Source organism: Nocardia sp. NPDC004415, assembly GCF_053602435.1.
Window position 1 is genome coordinate 40,769 of the sequence record NZ_JBSGDP010000014.1, and the last position, 17,217, is coordinate 57,985.

At 71.1% G+C, this 17,217-nt stretch carries 18 protein-coding genes; 3 read left to right on the forward strand and 15 right to left on the reverse strand.

Translation table 11 applies throughout. The features are described 5' to 3' along the window. The 4 genes from ACWEMY_RS09505 to ACWEMY_RS09520 all read right to left on the reverse strand — a co-directional run bounded on the left by ACWEMY_RS09505 (position 1) and on the right by ACWEMY_RS09520 (position 3,076). Complete coding sequence (locus ACWEMY_RS09505; RefSeq protein ID WP_452389666.1) at positions 1-492, reverse strand: PH domain-containing protein; 492 nt, start codon at positions 490-492, stop codon at positions 1-3. Between the two features lie 2 nt (positions 493-494). Beyond that, positions 495-971 (reverse strand): 6,7-dimethyl-8-ribityllumazine synthase, encoded by a 477-nt coding sequence (gene ribH / locus ACWEMY_RS09510; RefSeq protein WP_375928697.1) that lies wholly within the window; start codon positions 969-971, stop codon positions 495-497. 31 nt (positions 972-1,002) lie between these two features. Then, complete coding sequence (locus tag ACWEMY_RS09515; RefSeq protein WP_336083983.1) at positions 1,003-2,247, reverse strand: bifunctional 3,4-dihydroxy-2-butanone-4-phosphate synthase/GTP cyclohydrolase II; 1,245 nt, start codon at positions 2,245-2,247, stop codon at positions 1,003-1,005. A gap of 205 nt (positions 2,248-2,452) precedes the next feature. Continuing rightward, positions 2,453-3,076, reverse strand: coding sequence for a riboflavin synthase (locus ACWEMY_RS09520; protein WP_452389621.1), 624 nt, complete (start codon positions 3,074-3,076; stop codon positions 2,453-2,455). Positions 3,077-3,593: 517 nt separating this feature from the next. Between ACWEMY_RS09520 and ACWEMY_RS09525 the strand changes: the two genes are divergently transcribed. Beyond that, positions 3,594-4,064, forward strand: coding sequence for a hypothetical protein (locus ACWEMY_RS09525; RefSeq protein WP_375928702.1), 471 nt, complete (start codon positions 3,594-3,596; stop codon positions 4,062-4,064). A 13-nt stretch (positions 4,065-4,077) separates the two neighbouring features. Here ACWEMY_RS09525 and rpe read toward each other — a convergent pair whose 3' ends face one another. Then, complete coding sequence (rpe, locus tag ACWEMY_RS09530; RefSeq protein WP_375935248.1) at positions 4,078-4,734, reverse strand: ribulose-phosphate 3-epimerase; 657 nt, start codon at positions 4,732-4,734, stop codon at positions 4,078-4,080. Positions 4,735-4,886: 152 nt separating this feature from the next. Here rpe and ACWEMY_RS09535 point away from each other — a divergent pair, with 152 nt between their 5' ends. Together ACWEMY_RS09535 and ACWEMY_RS09540 are read left to right on the forward strand one after the other, a co-directional pair. Next, positions 4,887-5,255: an anti-sigma factor gene (locus ACWEMY_RS09535; RefSeq protein ID WP_452389622.1), complete on the forward strand. Its 369-nt coding sequence runs from the start codon at positions 4,887-4,889 to the stop codon at positions 5,253-5,255. Then, positions 5,255-6,127: a SigB/SigF/SigG family RNA polymerase sigma factor gene (locus ACWEMY_RS09540; protein WP_375928706.1), complete on the forward strand. Its 873-nt coding sequence runs from the start codon at positions 5,255-5,257 to the stop codon at positions 6,125-6,127. The genes ACWEMY_RS09535 and ACWEMY_RS09540 overlap by 1 nt, the downstream gene beginning before the upstream one ends. 22 nt (positions 6,128-6,149) lie before the next feature. On the opposite strand, the gene ACWEMY_RS09545 is transcribed toward ACWEMY_RS09540, so the two are convergent. The 10 genes from ACWEMY_RS09545 to metK form a co-directional block, all read right to left on the reverse strand. After that, positions 6,150-6,494 carry an MmcQ/YjbR family DNA-binding protein gene (locus ACWEMY_RS09545; RefSeq protein ID WP_452389623.1) on the reverse strand — a complete coding sequence of 115 codons (345 nt, stop codon included), beginning with the start codon at positions 6,492-6,494 and terminating at the stop codon, positions 6,150-6,152. Between the two features lie 73 nt (positions 6,495-6,567). Continuing rightward, positions 6,568-7,929, reverse strand: a complete 1,362-nt coding sequence (locus ACWEMY_RS09550) for an RsmB/NOP family class I SAM-dependent RNA methyltransferase (RefSeq protein WP_452389667.1) — start codon at positions 7,927-7,929, stop codon at positions 6,568-6,570. Positions 7,930-8,798: 869 nt separating this feature from the next. Continuing rightward, complete coding sequence (gene fmt / locus ACWEMY_RS09555; RefSeq protein WP_452389624.1) at positions 8,799-9,722, reverse strand: methionyl-tRNA formyltransferase; 924 nt, start codon at positions 9,720-9,722, stop codon at positions 8,799-8,801. Continuing rightward, positions 9,722-10,261: a peptide deformylase gene (gene def, locus ACWEMY_RS09560; protein ID WP_375928712.1), complete on the reverse strand. Its 540-nt coding sequence runs from the start codon at positions 10,259-10,261 to the stop codon at positions 9,722-9,724. The genes fmt and def overlap by 1 nt, the downstream gene beginning before the upstream one ends. 85 nt (positions 10,262-10,346) lie before the next feature. Next, positions 10,347-11,312, reverse strand: coding sequence for an esterase/lipase family protein (locus ACWEMY_RS09565; protein WP_452389625.1), 966 nt, complete (start codon positions 11,310-11,312; stop codon positions 10,347-10,349). Between the two features lie 116 nt (positions 11,313-11,428). Next, positions 11,429-12,106 (reverse strand): PadR family transcriptional regulator, encoded by a 678-nt coding sequence (locus tag ACWEMY_RS09570; RefSeq protein ID WP_452389626.1) that lies wholly within the window; start codon positions 12,104-12,106, stop codon positions 11,429-11,431. 104 nt (positions 12,107-12,210) lie between these two features. After that, positions 12,211-12,798, reverse strand: a complete 588-nt coding sequence (locus ACWEMY_RS09575) for a TetR/AcrR family transcriptional regulator (protein ID WP_452389627.1) — start codon at positions 12,796-12,798, stop codon at positions 12,211-12,213. 62 nt (positions 12,799-12,860) lie between these two features. Further along, positions 12,861-13,505, reverse strand: a complete 645-nt coding sequence (locus tag ACWEMY_RS09580) for a maleylpyruvate isomerase family mycothiol-dependent enzyme (protein WP_452389628.1) — start codon at positions 13,503-13,505, stop codon at positions 12,861-12,863. A 182-nt stretch (positions 13,506-13,687) separates the two neighbouring features. Then, positions 13,688-15,826 (reverse strand): primosomal protein N', encoded by a 2,139-nt coding sequence (locus tag ACWEMY_RS09585; RefSeq protein WP_452389629.1) that lies wholly within the window; start codon positions 15,824-15,826, stop codon positions 13,688-13,690. A gap of 62 nt (positions 15,827-15,888) precedes the next feature. Continuing rightward, complete coding sequence (gene metK / locus ACWEMY_RS09590) at positions 15,889-17,100, reverse strand: methionine adenosyltransferase (RefSeq protein ID WP_452389630.1); 1,212 nt, start codon at positions 17,098-17,100, stop codon at positions 15,889-15,891. Positions 17,101-17,217 lie beyond the last annotated feature (117 nt).

Below are 17,217 nucleotides of genomic sequence, written 5' to 3' on the forward strand. Positions count from 1 at the left end.
TCAGTCCCCGGCGGTGTAGTGGGCGCCCAGTTCACGCAGGCGCTCGATGGCGTCGGCGGCGTGCGCCTTGTCGTTGGAGCGGATGGCCAGCATGGGCACGTAGTCGTCGTCGGCCAGTTCGAGCCGGGCCCAGGACTTGCGGTCGGGGAACGACGCGCCGCGCACATAGGCCCACGGGTATTCGTGGTCGCCGAGGATATTGCGCACCGACACGCCCCGCGCGCCCGCGCGCACCCGCGGCCGGGTGAGCAGCAGCACCGCACCGGCACCGAGCACACCGATCAGGATCATCGCGACCTGATCGGCCACCCGGAAGTTCACCCCGGTCGAGCCGGTGCGCAGCAGCAGGCCACCGGCGGTGAAGGCGACGACGATGACGATCGCGACGACCACGGCGGTCCGGACGGCCCGGCGGGGCCGCACCTCGAACTCCCAGTCCGCCCCGGGTCCCGGTGCGCCCGCACCCCGGCGCCAGGTCCGCACCACCGGCACGGTCACGCCGATCGCAGCGCGCGCAGGGTGAGCGCGGCGTCGAGAGCGGCGGCGCAAGCCTGCTCGCCCTTGTCCTCCGAGGACCCCGGCAGCCCGGCCCGGTCACGGGCCTGCTGCTCGTCGTTGGTGGTGAGCACACCATTGGTGACGGGAGTGGCCGCGTCGAGCGACACCCGGGTCAGACCGGCGGTCACCGCGTCACACACGTACTCGAAATGCGGTGTGCCACCGCGGATCACGACACCGAGCGCGACGACGGCGTCGTGCGTGCGAGCCAGCTCCTGAGCCACCACCGGCAGCTCCATCGCCCCGGCGCAGCGCACCACGGTCACCTGCTCGACACCGGCTTCCTTCGCCACCCGTTCGGCGTTGGCGACCAGGGTGTCGCAGATCTCGGTGTGCCAGCGCGAGGCGACGATGCCGAGCTTGACGTCTCTGGCCTGTGCCAGCGCGAAGGACGGGACACCGGTGCCGCTCATCGTTGCTGCCTTTCGGAGGAGTCGGAACAGATCACTGCGCGGTCTCGCCGAGATCGAGATCGTCCAGGCCGACCAGGTCGTGGCCCATCCGGTCCCGCTTGGTGCGCAGGTAGTGCAGGTTCTCGGCATTGGCGCGCAACGGCATCGGCACCCGCTCGGTGATCCGCAGCCCGTAGCCGTCGAGACCGACGCGCTTGGCCGGGTTGTTGGTGAGCAGGCGCATGGACCGGATGCCGAGATCCACCAGGATCTGGGCGCCGGTGCCGTAGTCGCGGGCGTCGGCGGGCAGGCCGAGGTCGAGGTTGGCGTCGACGGTGTCGCGGCCGGTGTCCTGCAACTGGTAGGCCTGCAGCTTGTGCATCAGGCCGATGCCACGGCCCTCGTGACCGCGCATGTACAACACCACGCCACGGCCCTCACGGTCCACCATCTCCAGCGCGGCGTCGAGCTGCGGGCCGCAGTCGCAGCGCAGCGAACCGAACACGTCACCGGTCAGGCACTCCGAGTGCACGCGCACCAGCACGTCCTCGCCGTCGCCGATGTCGCCGCGCACCAGCGCGACGTGCTCGGCCTCCTCGAAGACGCTCTGGTACCCGACGGCCTTGAAGTCGCCGTGCGCGGTGGGGATACGCGCCTCGGCCACCCGGGTGACGTGCTTCTCGTGCTTGCGGCGCCAGGCGATCATGTCGGCGATCGAGATCATCGCCAGATCGTGCTCGTCGGCGAAGACCCGCAGCTCGTCGGTGCGGGCCATGTGCCCGTCGTCCTTCTGGCTGACGATCTCGCAGATCACGCCGGCGGGCCGCAGCCCGGCCATCCTGGCCAGGTCCACGGCGGCCTCGGTGTGGCCGGGACGACGCAGCACGCCGCCGTCCTTGGCACGCAGCGGCACCACGTGCCCGGGCCGGGTGAACTCGTCGGCCTTGGCCTCGGCACTGGCCAGCAGCCGCATGGTGACCGCACGGTCCGCGCCGGAGATACCGGTGGTGATGCCCTCGCGGGCGTCCACGGAGACGGTGTAGGCGGTGCCGTGCTTGTCCTGGTTCATCGCGTACGCGGGCGGCAGGCCGAGACGGTCGCAATCGTCACCGGTGAGCGGCACACAGATGTAACCCGAGGTGTAGCGGATCATGAACGCGACCAGCTCCGGGGTGGCCTTCTCGGCCGCGAAGATGAGATCGCCTTCGTTTTCCCGGTCCTCGTCGTCGACGACGACAACAGCCTTGCCGGCCGCGATATCGGCGACCGCGCGCTCGATGCTGTCCAACCTGGTCACGTCTGCTTGCTCCGTATTCTTGGCGGCCGGGGCCGCGGGTTTCTCGGCCCTGGGGGCCTCGATCTTCCCTCCCGCCGGGTACTCCTTCGTCGCACCCTCTGGTCAGTCCAGATCGAGGCGGCCGAGAAACTCCTTGGGGATGGTATCGACTTCTACAGTACGGCTCACGGTCCGTGGTTCCGAGGACCGGCCGCCGTCTGTTCGCTCACCCTCGCTGGGCCAGCCGTTCGACGTACTTGGCGATCACGTCGACCTCGAGATTCACGGTGGTGCCGACCGGGGCGGTGCCCAGCACGGTCAGGGCCAGGGTGGTCGGGATGAGGGAGACCTCGAACCAGTCGCGGTTGCTGTCGGCGGCCGGTTCGTCGTCGCGGCCGAGCCCGGAGACGGTGAGGGAGACGCCGTCGACGGTGATCGAGCCCTTCTCCACCACGTAGCGGGCGATGGCGTCGGGCAGCGAGATCCGCACGACCTCCCAGTTCTCCGAGGGGGTGCGCGCGAGGACGGTGCCGGTGCCGTCGACGTGGCCCTGCACGAGATGCCCGCCGAGGCGGCTGTTCAGGGCGGCGGCGCGCTCGAGGTTGACCCGGGAGCCGGTGGTCAGGGCGCCGATGCTGGACCGGTTCAGGGTCTCGGCCATGACGTCGACGGTGAAGCTGTCGCCGTCGATCACGTCGACCACGGTCAGGCACACACCGTTGACGGCGATCGAATCCCCGTGTCCGGCATCGGAAGTCACCAGCTTGCCGCGGATCGTCAAGCGGGCGGCGTCGGCCAGCTGCTCGGTGGCCACGATCTCGCCCAGCTCTTCGACGATCCCTGTGAACATGCCTGACTCCCTGTGTCGCGTGGTTCGTACCCATCGGGCCCAACAGCAGCCGGACGACCGCTATTCCCGGCGGCGCCCGTTCGTCGCACAGCCTAGTAGCGGGGCGGGTGAGGCCCGGCAGCGGACCGGGCCGAATCGGACCGCGTGCACGCCACGGTCACCGGAAGCGAACGCGGGCGCATCGAACGGGCATCGAAATCATGACGACACGACGAAATTCCGCCGTAAACGATCTCGACGGAATACGTTCTTTCCAATTTTCGGCGAACCGGTCCGGTAATTCTTTCCGGCGGCCTTAGCCTGGAAATACCCGCCGGTCATCGACCCGAAACACGGTGATTCGAATGCTTGCGCCCACCGAGGCATTGAAGCAAGATTGTTATGTCACCGATTCCAGCTGTTCAACTTGCCCTGAAGCGCTGGTCGGCGGCCTGATCGACCCAGAGAAAGTCCACCACTCCAGGAAGTCGGTCACCACTGTGGGTCACACCAGTTCCGAAACATGTGGGGGTGCCGCGTGAGCACGATCGTCGATTCCACGCTGGAAATCCGGTGCGTCCGATACCGGCGCGAATTCCACCTTCCGGCGACCATCGATCCCGATTCCCGGCGCATTCTGCTACCGATCGGCGCGCACCACGGCGCGGTCACCATGCCCGGCGATCTGGGCGAGCGGGTACACGCCCGGCTCACGGCCGAGGGCGTCGCCGGGCCGGTCGTCGCGCACCCGCGGGCACGCCGCTGGACCTTCCTCACCGGACCGTGCCACCTGGAGGACCTCGACCCCACCGAGTCGGCCGAACTGTTCCGCCTCTACGCCACCGTCGCCTGCCACGGCAGCCGGATCGTGCTGCCCTCGCCCGACGACGAGCGCACCGGCTACCGCACCTGGGTCCAGGCGCCCGCGGCCGAGGACCGGCGCCCGCCGCTGGACGCGGTGATCGAGGCGGCGCGGGCCCTGGGTACCCCCAGAACCCGCACCCCGTGAGCGAATTCGCGCGTCAGCGCAGCCAGGCCGCCGTCGCCATGTTCCGCAGGGTCTGCACGGCGGCACCGGGATCGGCGGTGTTGTAGACCGCCGACCCGGCGACGAAACAGTCGATGCCGGCGGCGGCGGCCTGCTCGATGGTGTCGGTGTTGATGCCACCGTCGATCTCCACGACCAGGCGCAGTTCGCCCGCGTCGACGAGGTTGCGCACGATGCGCGCCTTCTCCAGCACGCTCGCGATGAACGACTGCCCGCCGAAACCGGGTTCCACGCTCATCACCAGCAGGGTGTCGAAATCGCGCAGGATCTCCAGGTACGGCTCGATCGGGGTGTTCGGCTTCACCGACAGCCCGGCCTTGGCGCCCGCGGCCCGGATGTCGCGGGCCACCGCGATCGGGTCGTCGGTGGCCTCGGCGTGGAAGGTGACGTTGTAGGCGCCCGCCTCGGCGTAGCCGGGGGCCCAGCGACCCGGATCGTCGATCATCAGGTGGCAGTCGAACGGGATGTCGGTGGCCTTCAGCAGGCTCTGCACCACGGGCAGGCCCAGTGTGAGGTTCGGCACGAAATGGCCGTCCATGACGTCGACATGGAGCCAGTCGGACCCCTCGACGGCGGCGGCCTCGGCGGCCAGATTCGCGAAGTCCGCAGACAGGATGGACGGGGCGATCATCGGCTGGGCGGGACGGGAGAACGTCGGTGTGGACACAGCGGGCAAGTGTAGCGACCAAATGGTGATTGCCCTGTGGGGATGTGGGTAGCCTGCATAGGGTGACCAATATTTCGGCGGAACAAGGGCTGCACAGCGCCCCGGTGGAGATTCGCGTGGCAGCATCGCTGACTCAGCTGCCCATCCTGCGCGGGCTGGCCGAAACCCTGGTCCTACTCAGTGATTTCACCCTCGACGAGGTCGCCGATGTGCGCCTGGCCGTCGACGAGGTGTGCTCGACCCTGATCGCGATCGCCGCCCCCGATTCGCACCTGACCTGCGAATTCCTGGTGGGCGACAGCGAACTGCGGGTGCGCGTCGACGGGATCGCCGCCACCGAGGGCATGCCCGATCAGCGCAGCTTCGGCTGGCACGTGCTGCGCACGCTCAGCGACGAAGTGACCGCCGAGCAGCAGGGATTCGACGCGACCGTGGCCGGGTTCCCGACGTCTGTCCGAATCCGTCGGGTGCGGGGGAAGGCGTAGTGCACGGCGAGAACGACACCGAGGACCAGCCCGACCAGCAAACACCTGACAACCCCGCCGAGACGAAACCCACCGACGAGGCCGCCGAGACCCCGGCCGAGGAGCCGGTGGAACCGGTCTCGGGCTACGACGACGTCAGCGGGCTGTTCGAACGGCTGGCGGCGACCGAACCGGGCAGCGTCGAGCAGGCGATCGCACGGGACGCGCTGATCAACCGATGCATTCCGCTGGCCGACCACATCGCCCGCAAGTTCAGCGGGCGCGGGGAGCCGTTCGACGATCTGTCGCAGGTCGCGCGGGTGGGTCTGGTGCACGCGGTGGACCGGTTCGATCTGAGCCGCGGCTCGAACTTCCTGTCGTTCGCGGTGCCGACCATCATGGGTGAGGTCCGGCGGTACTTCCGCGACAACACCTGGGCGATGCGGGTCCCGCGCCGGGTCAAGGAGACGCATCTGCGGATCGGATCGGCGGTGGATCAGCTCTCGCAACGGCTGGGCCGCGCGCCGACGGCCAAGGAGATCGCGGCCGAGCTCGAGGTCGATCCCGACGAGGTCACCCAGGCCGTCATCGCGGGCAACGCCTACCAGCCCACCTCGATCGACGCGGCCTCGGTCGGCCGCGACAACGACGCCTCGCTGCTGGACACCCTCGGCGAGGAGGAGGCCCAGTTCGACCGGGTCGAGGAGTACATCGCGGTGCGGCCGCTGCTGGCGGGGTTACCCGAACGCGAACGCCGCATCCTCACCATGCGTTTCTTCGAGTCGATGACGCAGACCCAGATCGCCGCGCAGCTGGGCATCTCCCAGATGCACGTCTCCCGGATCCTCGCGAAAACCCTTGCCCGCCTGCGGGAACTCTCCGAGCGGGACTGATGCCGCCGGGACAACGGTGTCCCTACGCGCGGGTCCGCTCGCGCCGCAGCCGCGCGGGAGCGCGCAGCCACCAGGCACTGTCGAGCAGCTCGCCGAGCTGCACCGGGTCGACCACGGTGAGGTCGATCAGGATGAACGGATGCCCGTCGTAGTGCGCGGTGGTGTAGAACGCCGGGTCGCCGGAGGCCAGCAGGGCCTGCTTCTCGGCCGGTTCGCACAGCAGTGCCAGGCCGCCTTCCGCCTCGACCCGTAGCCGGGCGAACCCCTTCCCCGCGACTTTCAGTCCGGGAGTGCGCCACCAGGTGCCTTCTTCGACCTCCGGCAGTGCGGTCGCCGCCGCCACCACTTCTTCCCATGTCATCGCCATGCCTCGATTCTGCGCCCGTGCGTGGGGCAGGCGCTTGGACGGATGTCACCTGCCCCACGCACGAGCTCGCGCGCTAGTGCGCCGGTTTGCGCAGGGCCGCGAGGAACATGGCGTCGGTGCCGTGGCGGTGCGGCCAGAGCTGGGCCGACGGGCCGTCGCCGAGGTCGGTGACGCCGGGCAGGTACTCGCGGGTGTCGAGCTGTTCGGCACCGCAGCGGCGGGCGAAATCGCCGACGACGCCGACGGTCTCGGCCAGGTGCGGGGAACAGGTCGAGTAGACCACCACCCCGCCGGGGCGCAGTAGATCCCAGGCGGCGGTGAGGAGTTCGCGCTGCAGGGTCACCAGTTCCGGCACGTCGGCCGGAGTGCGGCGCCAGCGGGATTCGGGGCGGCGGCGCAGGGCGCCCAGGCCGGTGCACGGGGCGTCGACGAGGATGCGGTCGTAGCCGGGGGTCAGGCCGGTGTCGCGGCCGTCGGCGACGTGCACCGTGACGGGCAGGCCACGGGTGGAGTTGCGCACCAGGTCGGCTCGGTGTTCGGCCGGTTCGACGGCGTCGACGGTGAACAGGTCGATGGCGGCGAGCGCCCCCAGCAGGGCCGCCTTGCCGCCCGGACCGGCGCACAGATCCAGCCAGCGGCCCTGGTCGGGGCCGGTCAGCGGGGCGCGGGTGAGCGCGAGGGCGACCAGCTGGCTGCCCTCGTCCTGCACGGCGGCGATGCCCTCGCGCACCGGTTCCAGCTGCCCCGGATCGCCACCGTCGAGGTACACCGCGTACGGGGACCAGCGACCCTCCTCACCGCCGGTGACCAGGGACAGTTCCTCGGCGGTGATCTCGCCGGGCCGGGCGACCAGGTGCACCACCGGGCGCTCGTCGTCGGCGGCCAGCAGGTCACCGAGTTCGCCCGCCTGCGCGCCGAGCGCGTCGGCGAAGGACTGGGCGATCCAGGTCGGGTGCGCGTACTCGAAGGCGAGCCTGCCGACCGGGTCGGCGGGTGCCAGCTCGGCCACCCATTCCTCGGCCGTCCGCTCCCCCGCCCGGCGCAGCACGGCGTTCACGAAACCGGCACGGCCCTGGCCGAATTCGGCCCTGGCCAGGTCGACCGAGGTGTCGACGGCGGCGTGCGCGCCGGTGCGGGTGCGCAGCAACTGGTAGACACCGAGCCGCAGGATGTCCAGGATCGGCCCGTCGATCTCGGCCACCGGCCTGCCCGCGCACGCCGCGATCACGGCATCGAGCTGCCCCTGCGACCGGCACGCACCGTAGGTGAGCTCGGTCGCGAACGCGGCATCGCGCCCACTGATCTTGCGCTCCCGCAACAACTTCGGCAGCACCAGGTTCGCGTAGGCGTCACGCTCCCGCACCGCCCGCAGCACATCGAGCGCGACCTCACGCGCCGGATCGCCGCTCTCGCGACGCTTGCGCGGACTGGGCACACTCGGATCGACCCGCTCACCGCGCCCGCGCTGCCCGCCGGTCCTGCCCCCGCGCGCGTCGTCACCACGACGTCCCCCACCGGACCTCGCACCACCGCGCGATTCGCCGGTCCGGGCGCCACCGGCTCCCGCGTCACCGCGCGCATCGCCGGACCCGGCGCCACGCCGGACCTCGCTCTCGGCACGTCCGCGCGGCGCGCTGTCCCCGTGCCGACGTGAATCCCCTTGGCGCGAAGCACGATCCACGGCCCCACGCCGGTCGCCACCGGATCGCTCATCGCTTCGCCACGCCCCATCGCCGGGACGGTCACCGGCCGGGCGACCGCCGGCGGCATCGTCACGACGCCGGTCCTCGGCGCGGCCCCGCACGGGTGCGCGATCCTCCGCCGGACGGCCCGCGGCGGGGCGGCCGGTCCCGCGACGGTCGTCACCCTGGTGCCTGTCGTCGCCTCGACGCCTGTCGTCGCGGGCGAGGCGGCCCGTCCCGGCACGGTCGTCGCCTCCGCGCCTGTCGTCGTCGCGGGCGGGGCGGCCGGTCCCGGGCCGGTCGTCACCTTGGCGTCTGTCGTCGTCGCGGCGCCACTGGCGGGCGGGCAGGCGGTCGCCGCCGCGGTCATCCGACCAGCGGGGGCGCTGGGGGGCGTCGTCGTCGCGGGGTGGGCGGGTCCATTGGTTGCCGCGGGTGGCGCCGTCGCGTTGGGGGCGGCGGTCGTCGTCGCGGGGTGTGGCGGAGTTTCTGGTGTCGCGGCCCTTGGCGGCGCGGGCGGCCCAGCCGCCGTCGATGTTCTTGCCGGTGACCTTGCGGTCCTCGCGTGGGGTGGCGCCGCCGCGCTGGTCGGCTTCGCGGCGACGGCGGCGATCGGAGGCGCTCATCCGAGCACCGTGCCCTCGGCGAGGCGGGCGCCGCGGGCCCAGTCGAGGGCGTTCATCATCTTCTTGCCGGGCGGCTGGACCTGGCCGAGGCGGACCGCCGTGGTCGATGTGCCGACGAAGACGCCGGACTTGCGCACCTCGATCACGCGTTCGGGCAAGGTTTCCTCCACGAGTTCCACCGGGCCGAGTTTCAGGCGCAGCCCGTTCACCTCGGTCCAGGCTCCGGGCGCCGGGGTGACGGCGCGGATGCGGCGGTGCAGGGACAACGCGGGTTCGTCGAACCCGATTCGCCCCGCCTCCACGGTGACCTTCGGCGCGTACGACACGCCCTCGGTGGACTGCGGGATCGCCTGCAGCGTCCCGTCTTCCACGCCGTCGAGGGTCTTCTCCAGCAGCACCGCACCCGCTTCGGCGAGCCGGGCCAGCAGTTCACCGGCGGTGTCGGTGTGGCCGACCTGTTCGGTCATCACGCCGTACACCGGGCCGGTGTCCAGGCCCGCCTCGATGAGAAAGGTCGACGCGCCGGTGATCTCGTCACCGGCGGTGATGGCCGCCTGCACCGGCGCGGCACCGCGCCAGGCGGGCAGCAGCGAGAAGTGCAGGTTGATCCAGCCGTGGGTGGGGATGTCGAGCACCTGCTGAGGCAGCAGCGCGCCGTAGGCGACCACGGGACAACAGTCCGGCGCCAATTCGGAGAGCGCGGCGACGAATTCGGGCTCGCTCGGCTTGCGGGGGGTGAGCACGGGGATGCCGTGCTCGTCGGCGAGCTGACCCACCGGCGAACGCATGACCTTGCGGCCCCGGCCCGCGACCGCGTCGGGCCGGGTGACCACGGCGACCACCTCGTGGCGCGGGCTCGCCAGGAGCGCGCGCAGGGACGGCACGGCCGGTTCGGGCGTTCCGGCGAAGACGACGCGCATCAGCGGCCACCGCCGACACCGCTGGACTCGCGCACGGTGACACCGGCCCGGAACCAATCGGATTCGCGGATGGTCCGCATGGCGGCCTTGCGGTCACCGGGCTCGAGCTTGCTCACGAACAGCACGCCGTCGAGGTGGTCGGTCTCGTGCTGCACGCAGCGCGCGAGCAGCCCCTCGGCCTCGAATTCGACCGGCGCACCGGCACTGTCGACGCCGGTGACCCGCACGCGCTCGGCGCGGCGCACGTCGTAGCGCACACCGGGGATCGACAGGCAGCCCTCGGGACCGACCTGTTCCTCGGTGCCCACCGCGGACCATTCCGGATTCACCACGTGCCCCGCGGCGTCGCCGGTGTCGTAGACGAACACCCGCAGCCCGACCCCGATCTGCGGCGCGGCCATCCCGACCCCGCCGTCGTCGTGCATGGTCTCGGTGAGGTCGGCGATCAACTGCGCGAGTTCCGCGCCGAACTCGGTGACCGCGTCGGCACGCGAACGCAGAATCGGATCGCCGAACAGGCGAACGGGCTGAATGGTCACGGCGGCTCCCGGATCGACGATGTGCGGTCGTCCCATTCTACGGAGCGCCCCGGCGCGCTCCCGCCCGCCGTGTCCGGTGCGGCCCTCAGGAGTTCCCGGCGATGATGACCTGCGGAATCCCGGTACCCAGCGGCACCGCCGAGCACACCGGCGCCGGCGCGCCGACGGGATCGAGCACGCGCTGGAGCAACTGCTGTACGAACGGGTCGTAGACCATGTGGAAGTGCCCGGTCAGATCGTCGGCGCACAGGTCCTGCAGCACGAGGTTCTCCGCGCCCGGCCCGTGCAGGGCGATGTTGTCGAACGGCTGGATCATCTCGTCGACCCGGCTGCCGACGGTGACGTAGCGGACCCCGGGCACCGTGTCACCGCCCGCGTTCAGTTCCACCATCAGCGGTTCGCCCTGGGCCTGCTGGACCGCCGCGGTCGAGGTGACCTTCGCGTAGACGTCCATCATTCCGGGCACCGCCTGCCCCACCGGCACCAGGCCGTACATGACGCCGCCGTAGCTGGGCGAGGCCAGCCCGACCCAGGTGCCGACCTTCGGCGCACCGCCGAGCTTGTTGATGTAGTACCGGCTGACGGTCGCGCCCTGGGAGAAGCCGACCAGGTCCACCTTCGCCGCGCCGGTCGCGGCGAGCACGTCGTCGACGAAGCCGGCGAGTTGGGCGAAGCTGATCCGCATGTCCTCGGTGCCGTAGGTGTCGGCGCCGGGCGCCCCGCCGTAGTTCAGCGCGAAGACGCAGTAGCCGGCCGACACGAGTTGCGGGCCGATGCCCGCCCAGTCGGAGTACGCGCTGGAGTCGGTACCGTGGACGAGCACGATCGGCCGGGGGTGTTCGGCGTCGGGAACGCAGCCGAAGTCGTTGACGCCCACCGGAACCGCGTTCGGATGGGTGTCGAGATAGCGTGCGGCGGCCAGGTGGTCCGACTGCGGCGGACCCGGCTCGCTCGGCACGATCGCGGGCCGGTAGCCCGCGGGTTCACCGGCGGCGATCGGCGCGAAAACGACACCGATCGCCGCAGTACAGGCCAGTGCCGTGACCGACACCGCCCTGCGCGCCTGTGATGCTCCCCAACCCCACACACCTCGCGGCTGTTCCATATCCCAAAGATTTACTCCTCCGGACCGGAAAGCGCACGTCGACCAGGGGGTTCACCACGCCCTCACTTCTCGGGGGTTGCGGCGCCACCGGGGGTCACATCGTCCTCGGCGAGGATGCGGTACAGGGCCCGGCGGGTCTCGGTGAGCACCTCGGCGGCCTTGGCCGCCTGCTCGGCCGTACCGACCTGGGCGACCTGCCCGACCGCGCCCATCACCTGTCCGACCAGGCCGCGCAGGTCCAGCGCCTGCGCGCCGACATCCTGCTTGACCTCGGCCCACGGGTCGCCGAGCTCGGCGCGCTGCGCCTCGACATAGGCCTTGCCCTCCTCGGTGAGCTGGGCGGTCTTGCGACCGGCCACCTTCTCGATGAGCACCAGGCCCTCGTCCTCGAGCTGGGCCAACGCGGGGTAGATCGAGCCGGGGCTCGGGCGCCAGACGTCGTCGCTGCGGTCGCGGATCTGCTGGATGAGCTCGTAGCCGTGCATGGGCCGGTCCTCGAGCAGCAGCAGGACCGCGGCGCGCACGTCACCACGCCTGCCCCGCCCGCCGCGGCCGCGGCCGCGACCGAAGCCCGGCCCGAAACCCGGGCCGAATCCGGGACCGAAGCCCGGCCCGAACTCGGGACCGTGGCCGTGCCGTCCACCGCGGCGGAACTCCCGCCGGTCGGGACCGAATTCCGGGTGGCCGGGTCCACGACCGCGACCGAAGTGTCCGAATTCTCGCTGTTCTTGGTTGCGCATAACTGCCTCCTCAGGCATTGCCGTTGTTCTTGACAGTATCAACGATATATCGTCAATGCATCGAAGGCAAGGATCTTTCCGAATCCGGGTCCGGACCGGCGGCGTCAGCTCCCCGCCAGCTCGTCGATCCACCGCTCGAGCCGCGCCCCCTCGGTGACCATCAGCCCGGGATCGCGGAAGGTGTTGGTGAGCACGGATATCCCCTGATAGGCGGCGACGAAGGCGATGGCGAGCTCGGCGGCGTCGGGACGGCCCAGCTCCGCGAACTGGCCACGAGCCCAGTCCACGAGCAGCCCCATGACCCGGGCGGGTTCCCCCCGGAATCCGTCGGCGCGCTTGTCGAGTTCGGTGGCCAACGTGCCGAACGGGCACCCGAAGCGGGCGGCCGTCTCCCGCTGCTCGACCCAGCCGCAGATCATCGCCCGCAGCCGCTCGGCCGGGCCGGGCAGCGGCTCCAGCTCCGCGACGGTCCGGGCCAGGACCTCGGCGTGTCCGGCGACGACCGCCTCGATGAACTGGTCCTTGGTCTTGAAGTAGTAGTAGACGTTGCCGACCGGTACGTCGGCCGCCGCCGCGATATCGGCGATGGTGGTCTTCTCGATGCCCTGTTCGTAGAACACCCGCATCGCCGCGTCGATCAGGCGTTCTCGCTTGCCGGTCTTGGCCCCGACCAGCGATTTCGAGTTAGTCATGCAACTGACTATAAGCGCGCTGACCCGCTTCGGGCACCTGCCGGGACGGCGGGCGCCCGGGTTCAGCGCGCGGGAGTCAGCCGGTCCCGGAGGACGGCCACGCCGGGGCCGGTGAGGTCGGCGAGATAGGCGGGCCTGCCCGCCATGGCCATGGTCAGGGCGAGTGTCGTCCCGCTGACGAGGGGCCCGTTTCCGGTGGTGAAGGGTCCGTCGGTGGCCTCCAGGCGCAGGCCGTCGACGTGGGTCTTGCTCGGTACGGCGAAATCACGGCTCGCGTAGAAGCCCGCGACGGCGGTGGCCGCCTCGATCGACGGCACAGTGGCCAGGCCGAGGGGGCGGCGGATGTCCTGCCCGTGGACGACGACTTCGCCGAGCCAGGCGGCGGTGTGGCCGGAGGCGCCGATCGTGCTGGTCACGACGGCGCGGAATCGGGTGAGGGTCTCGGCGGGCGCCGTGCCGAGGTGTTCGGCCAGGCGGCGGGCATTGTGCAGGTCGAAGTCGAAGCGTGCACCGAGGACGCTGCGCAACCAGCGCATGCGGCCCAGGCTCGCCGCCGCGGTGAGATGGGCGACGACCTCCTCGACGGTCCAGTCACCGCACAGGGAGGGCCGGGCCCACTGCTCGTCGTCGAGGCCGGCGAGATCCGCGGCCAGGGTCGCCCGCTCGGTGTGGGCCAGTGCCCAGAGCTCGGCGCGGGTGTTCGTCATGGGGCCTCCGAGGGGTTCCAGGGCACGCCGGACAGGCCCTGCCTGTACTGGTGACGGCGCAGAACGGCCCGATTCATCGGTGGGCACCGCCGCCCGGGCCGACCGCGTCGGAACGACAGGGCGCGGGACCTCGACGGGACCGGTGGACGCTGCTCGGCCGTAACGACGTGGTGGGCTGGCGCTCAGCCGATGTCGACCGGGTCGATCTGTACGCGCAGCGGTGCGTCGGAGCGGTGGGAGCTGCGCACCGCCTGGGCTGCGGTCAGGGCGCGAGCCAGGGGCGCGCCCGCGGTGCGGCTGACACGCAGCAGCATGCGTTCGACCTCGGCGGGGCTGTCGCCGCTGGAGAACGGCTTGCGTGCCGTCGGAGGGAGCGGCACCGGGCCGAGGACTTCGGTCCCGTCGGGAAGTTCTGCGGCGTCGAGCAATTCGGCGATCGAGGCGGTGGTGCCGTCGACGGCGGCCAGCCGGACGGCGGGCGGGAAGCCGACTTCGGCGCGGGCCTCGAGTTCGGCGGCGGCGTGGTTGACCGGGTCCCAGCGGACCAGGGCCTGCACCGTGGGCAGGCCGGGGTCGGCCATCACGATGACCTGGCCGCGCGGACGGACCAGGGCGGCGGCGCCCATCCAGCGGCGCAGGGTGTCCTCGGTGGCGCGCAGGTCGGCGCGCCCGAGCAGGGCCCAGCCATCGAGCAACAGCGCCACACCGTAGCCGCCCGGCACCAGCGGTTCGGCGCCCACCGTGGCGACGACCACCTGGGCCCCCGGTTCGACGGTGTCGAGCACTTCCCCACCGCCGGAACCGCGGATCGGGACGCCGGGGAAGGCGCGACCGAGTTCCTCGGCGGTGCGGGCCGCTCCGATGACCATCGCCCGCAGCGCCCTGGCCCCGCACGCCTGGCAGCGGTAGGCGGCCTCGGTGATGCCGCACCATCGGCACTGCGGGCTGGCCGCCTCGCCGTTACCCGACTGCGGCAGCGCCAGCGGCCCGTTGCAGTGCCTGCAGCGGGCCGGGGTACGGCACTTGGCGCAGGCCAGCGACGGGACATAGCCGCGTCGCGGGACCTGGACCAGCACCGCGGCGTTCTCCTTGAGCGCGGAGCGGGCAGCCGCGAAGGCCACGCCGGGCATGCGCACCGCGCGGGCCAGCGCGTCGCGTTCCAGCGCGAAGTCGGTGTCCCCCGGGGCGCTGATCCGGGGCATCACGTCCCGCAGGACCTGTCGTTCCGCGAGCAGATCGTGGGCCCATCCGGATTCGACCACGGCCTGGATCTCGGCCGTGCGGGCGAATCCGGCCGCGACGAAGGCGGCGCCGGTCTCGTGGGCGCGCAGCATGGCGACTTCGCGCGCGTGCGGATACGGCGAGCGCGGTTCGGCGTAGGTGTCGTCGCCGTCGTCCCACAGCGCGATCAGACCGAGGTCGTGCGCCGGGGCGAACACCGCCGCCCGCGTCCCGACCACGATCCGCGCCTGCCCGCGCAGCACCGCCAGCCACCGCCGGTACCGGGCCGCCGGACCCAGCCCCGCCGACAAGCCGACCGCCGAATCCCCCACCAGCCGAACACATTCCGCCAGCAGCCGATCCAGATCCCGCTGATCCGGCACCATCAGCACCGCACTGCGCCCACCCGCCACCACGGTCGCCGCGAGCTCGGCCAGCCGCGCCGCCCAGTCCTCCCCCGGCAGCGCCTGCCACGCCGCGCGCGGTCCGCGCCCCTCGGCCAGCGCCGCGACGAAAGCCCCACCATGCAGATACCGCCCCCAGGCGGTGGCGTCGACCGTCGACTGCTCGTCGCTGCCCGGAACCGTGCCGGAGCCCGAAACAGGCCCGGACACAGGGGAATCCACGTCGGCCGACGGAGAGGAAGCACGCTGCGTGGGTTCCGGTGACGCGGCGGGATCGGCGTCGGGTCGGGAGGCGGTGAGGGATTCGGTACCCGGCGGTGGTGTCACGTGATGTTCGGCGGACTTCTTCGCGGGCGACTTCTTCTTCGCACCACCGTTTTCGGTACTCGCGTGCCGGGGTGGGATCGCCAGGCGCAGGACATCGGCGCGGGTGCCCGCGTAGCGGGCGGCGACCGTGGTGGCCAGGCGGAGGATTTCCGGGGTGAGGACGCGTTCGGCGGAGACGACGCGTTCGAGGGGCATCATCTTGCCGGTGTGGTCGGTGCGCGGGAGGCGGGCCAGGAGGTAGCCGTCGACGAGGCGGCCCGCGAAACGCACGCGCACCCGGACGCCGGGCTGGGCGATCTCGTCGAGTTCCGACGGCACCAGGTAGTCGAAATCGCGATCCAGGTGCGCAGGCGACAGCAGCGGGAGCACCCGAGCGATCGGGTGTCCCGCTGCTGTCGATGGATCGTCCGCTGCCACGCGGGCGGTGGGTACTACAGGCCGACGGCCGCGCGCAGCTTGTCGGCGCGGTCCGTGTGCTCCCAGGGCAGGTCGACATCGGTGCGGCCGAAGTGACCGTAGGCGGCGGTCGGCGCGTAGATCGGGCGCAGCAGGTCCAGGTCGCGGATGATCGCGCCCGGACGCAGGTCGAAGACCTCCGAGATCGCGGTGGAGATGCGGCTCGGGTCGATCTTCTCGGTGCCGAAGGTCTCCACGAACAGGCCGACCGGGGCCGCCTTGCCGATGGCGTAGGCGACCTGCACCTCGACGCGCTCCGCCAGCCCGGCGGCCACGACGTTCTTGGCGACCCAGCGCATGGCGTAGGCGGCCGAGCGGTCCACCTTCGACGGGTCCTTGCCGGAGAACGCGCCGCCACCGTGGCGGGCCATGCCGCCGTAGGTGTCGACGATGATCTTGCGGCCGGTCAGGCCCGCGTCACCCATCGGGCCACCGAGGACGAACTTGCCGGTGGGGTTCACCAGCAGGCGGATGTCGGAGGTGTCCAGGGTGGGCAGGTCCAGATCGCCGATGACGGCGTCGACGACCTTCTCACGGATGTCGGGGGCCAGCAGGTTGTCCAGGTCGATATCGGCCGCGTGCTGGGTGGAGATGACGACCGTGTCGAGGCGGACCGGGCGGTCACCGTCGTATTCGATGGTGACCTGGGTCTTGCCGTCGGGCCGCAGGTAGGGCAGCACGCCGGACTTGCGGACCTCGGTGAGCTTGCGCGAGAGCCGGTGCGCCAGCGCGATCGGCAGCGGCATCAGCTCGGGAGTGTCGGTGGTGGCGTAGCCGAACATCAGGCCCTGGTCACCGGCACCCTGACGCTCGATGGCGTCGTCGGAACCGCCGACGCGCGCCTCGTGCGAGGTGTCGACGCCCTGCGCGATATCGGGCGACTGGGCACCGATCGCGATGTTGACACCGCAGGAGTTGCCGTCGAAACCCTTTGCGGAGGAGTCGTATCCGATCTCGAGGACCTTCTCGCGCACGATCCGCGGGATGTCGGCGTAGGCGGAGGTGGTGACCTCGCCCGCGACATGGACCTGACCGGTCGTGACCAGGGTTTCCACCGCCACACGGCTGCCCGGATCCTCGGTGAGCAACGCATCGAGGATGGAATCGCTGATCGCGTCACAGATCTTGTCCGGATGCCCCTCGGTCACGGACTCACTGGTGAATAGCCGACTACCTGTCGTACGCACAGTTATTCCCTCTCCCTCAACGGGTTACTTCGTTCTCTTCAAGACTATTCCAAACCGCCGACGCGGTGGCCAGTTCATACCAAGCCACGCCGCGATCACCTGTCCCGGCGGTACACT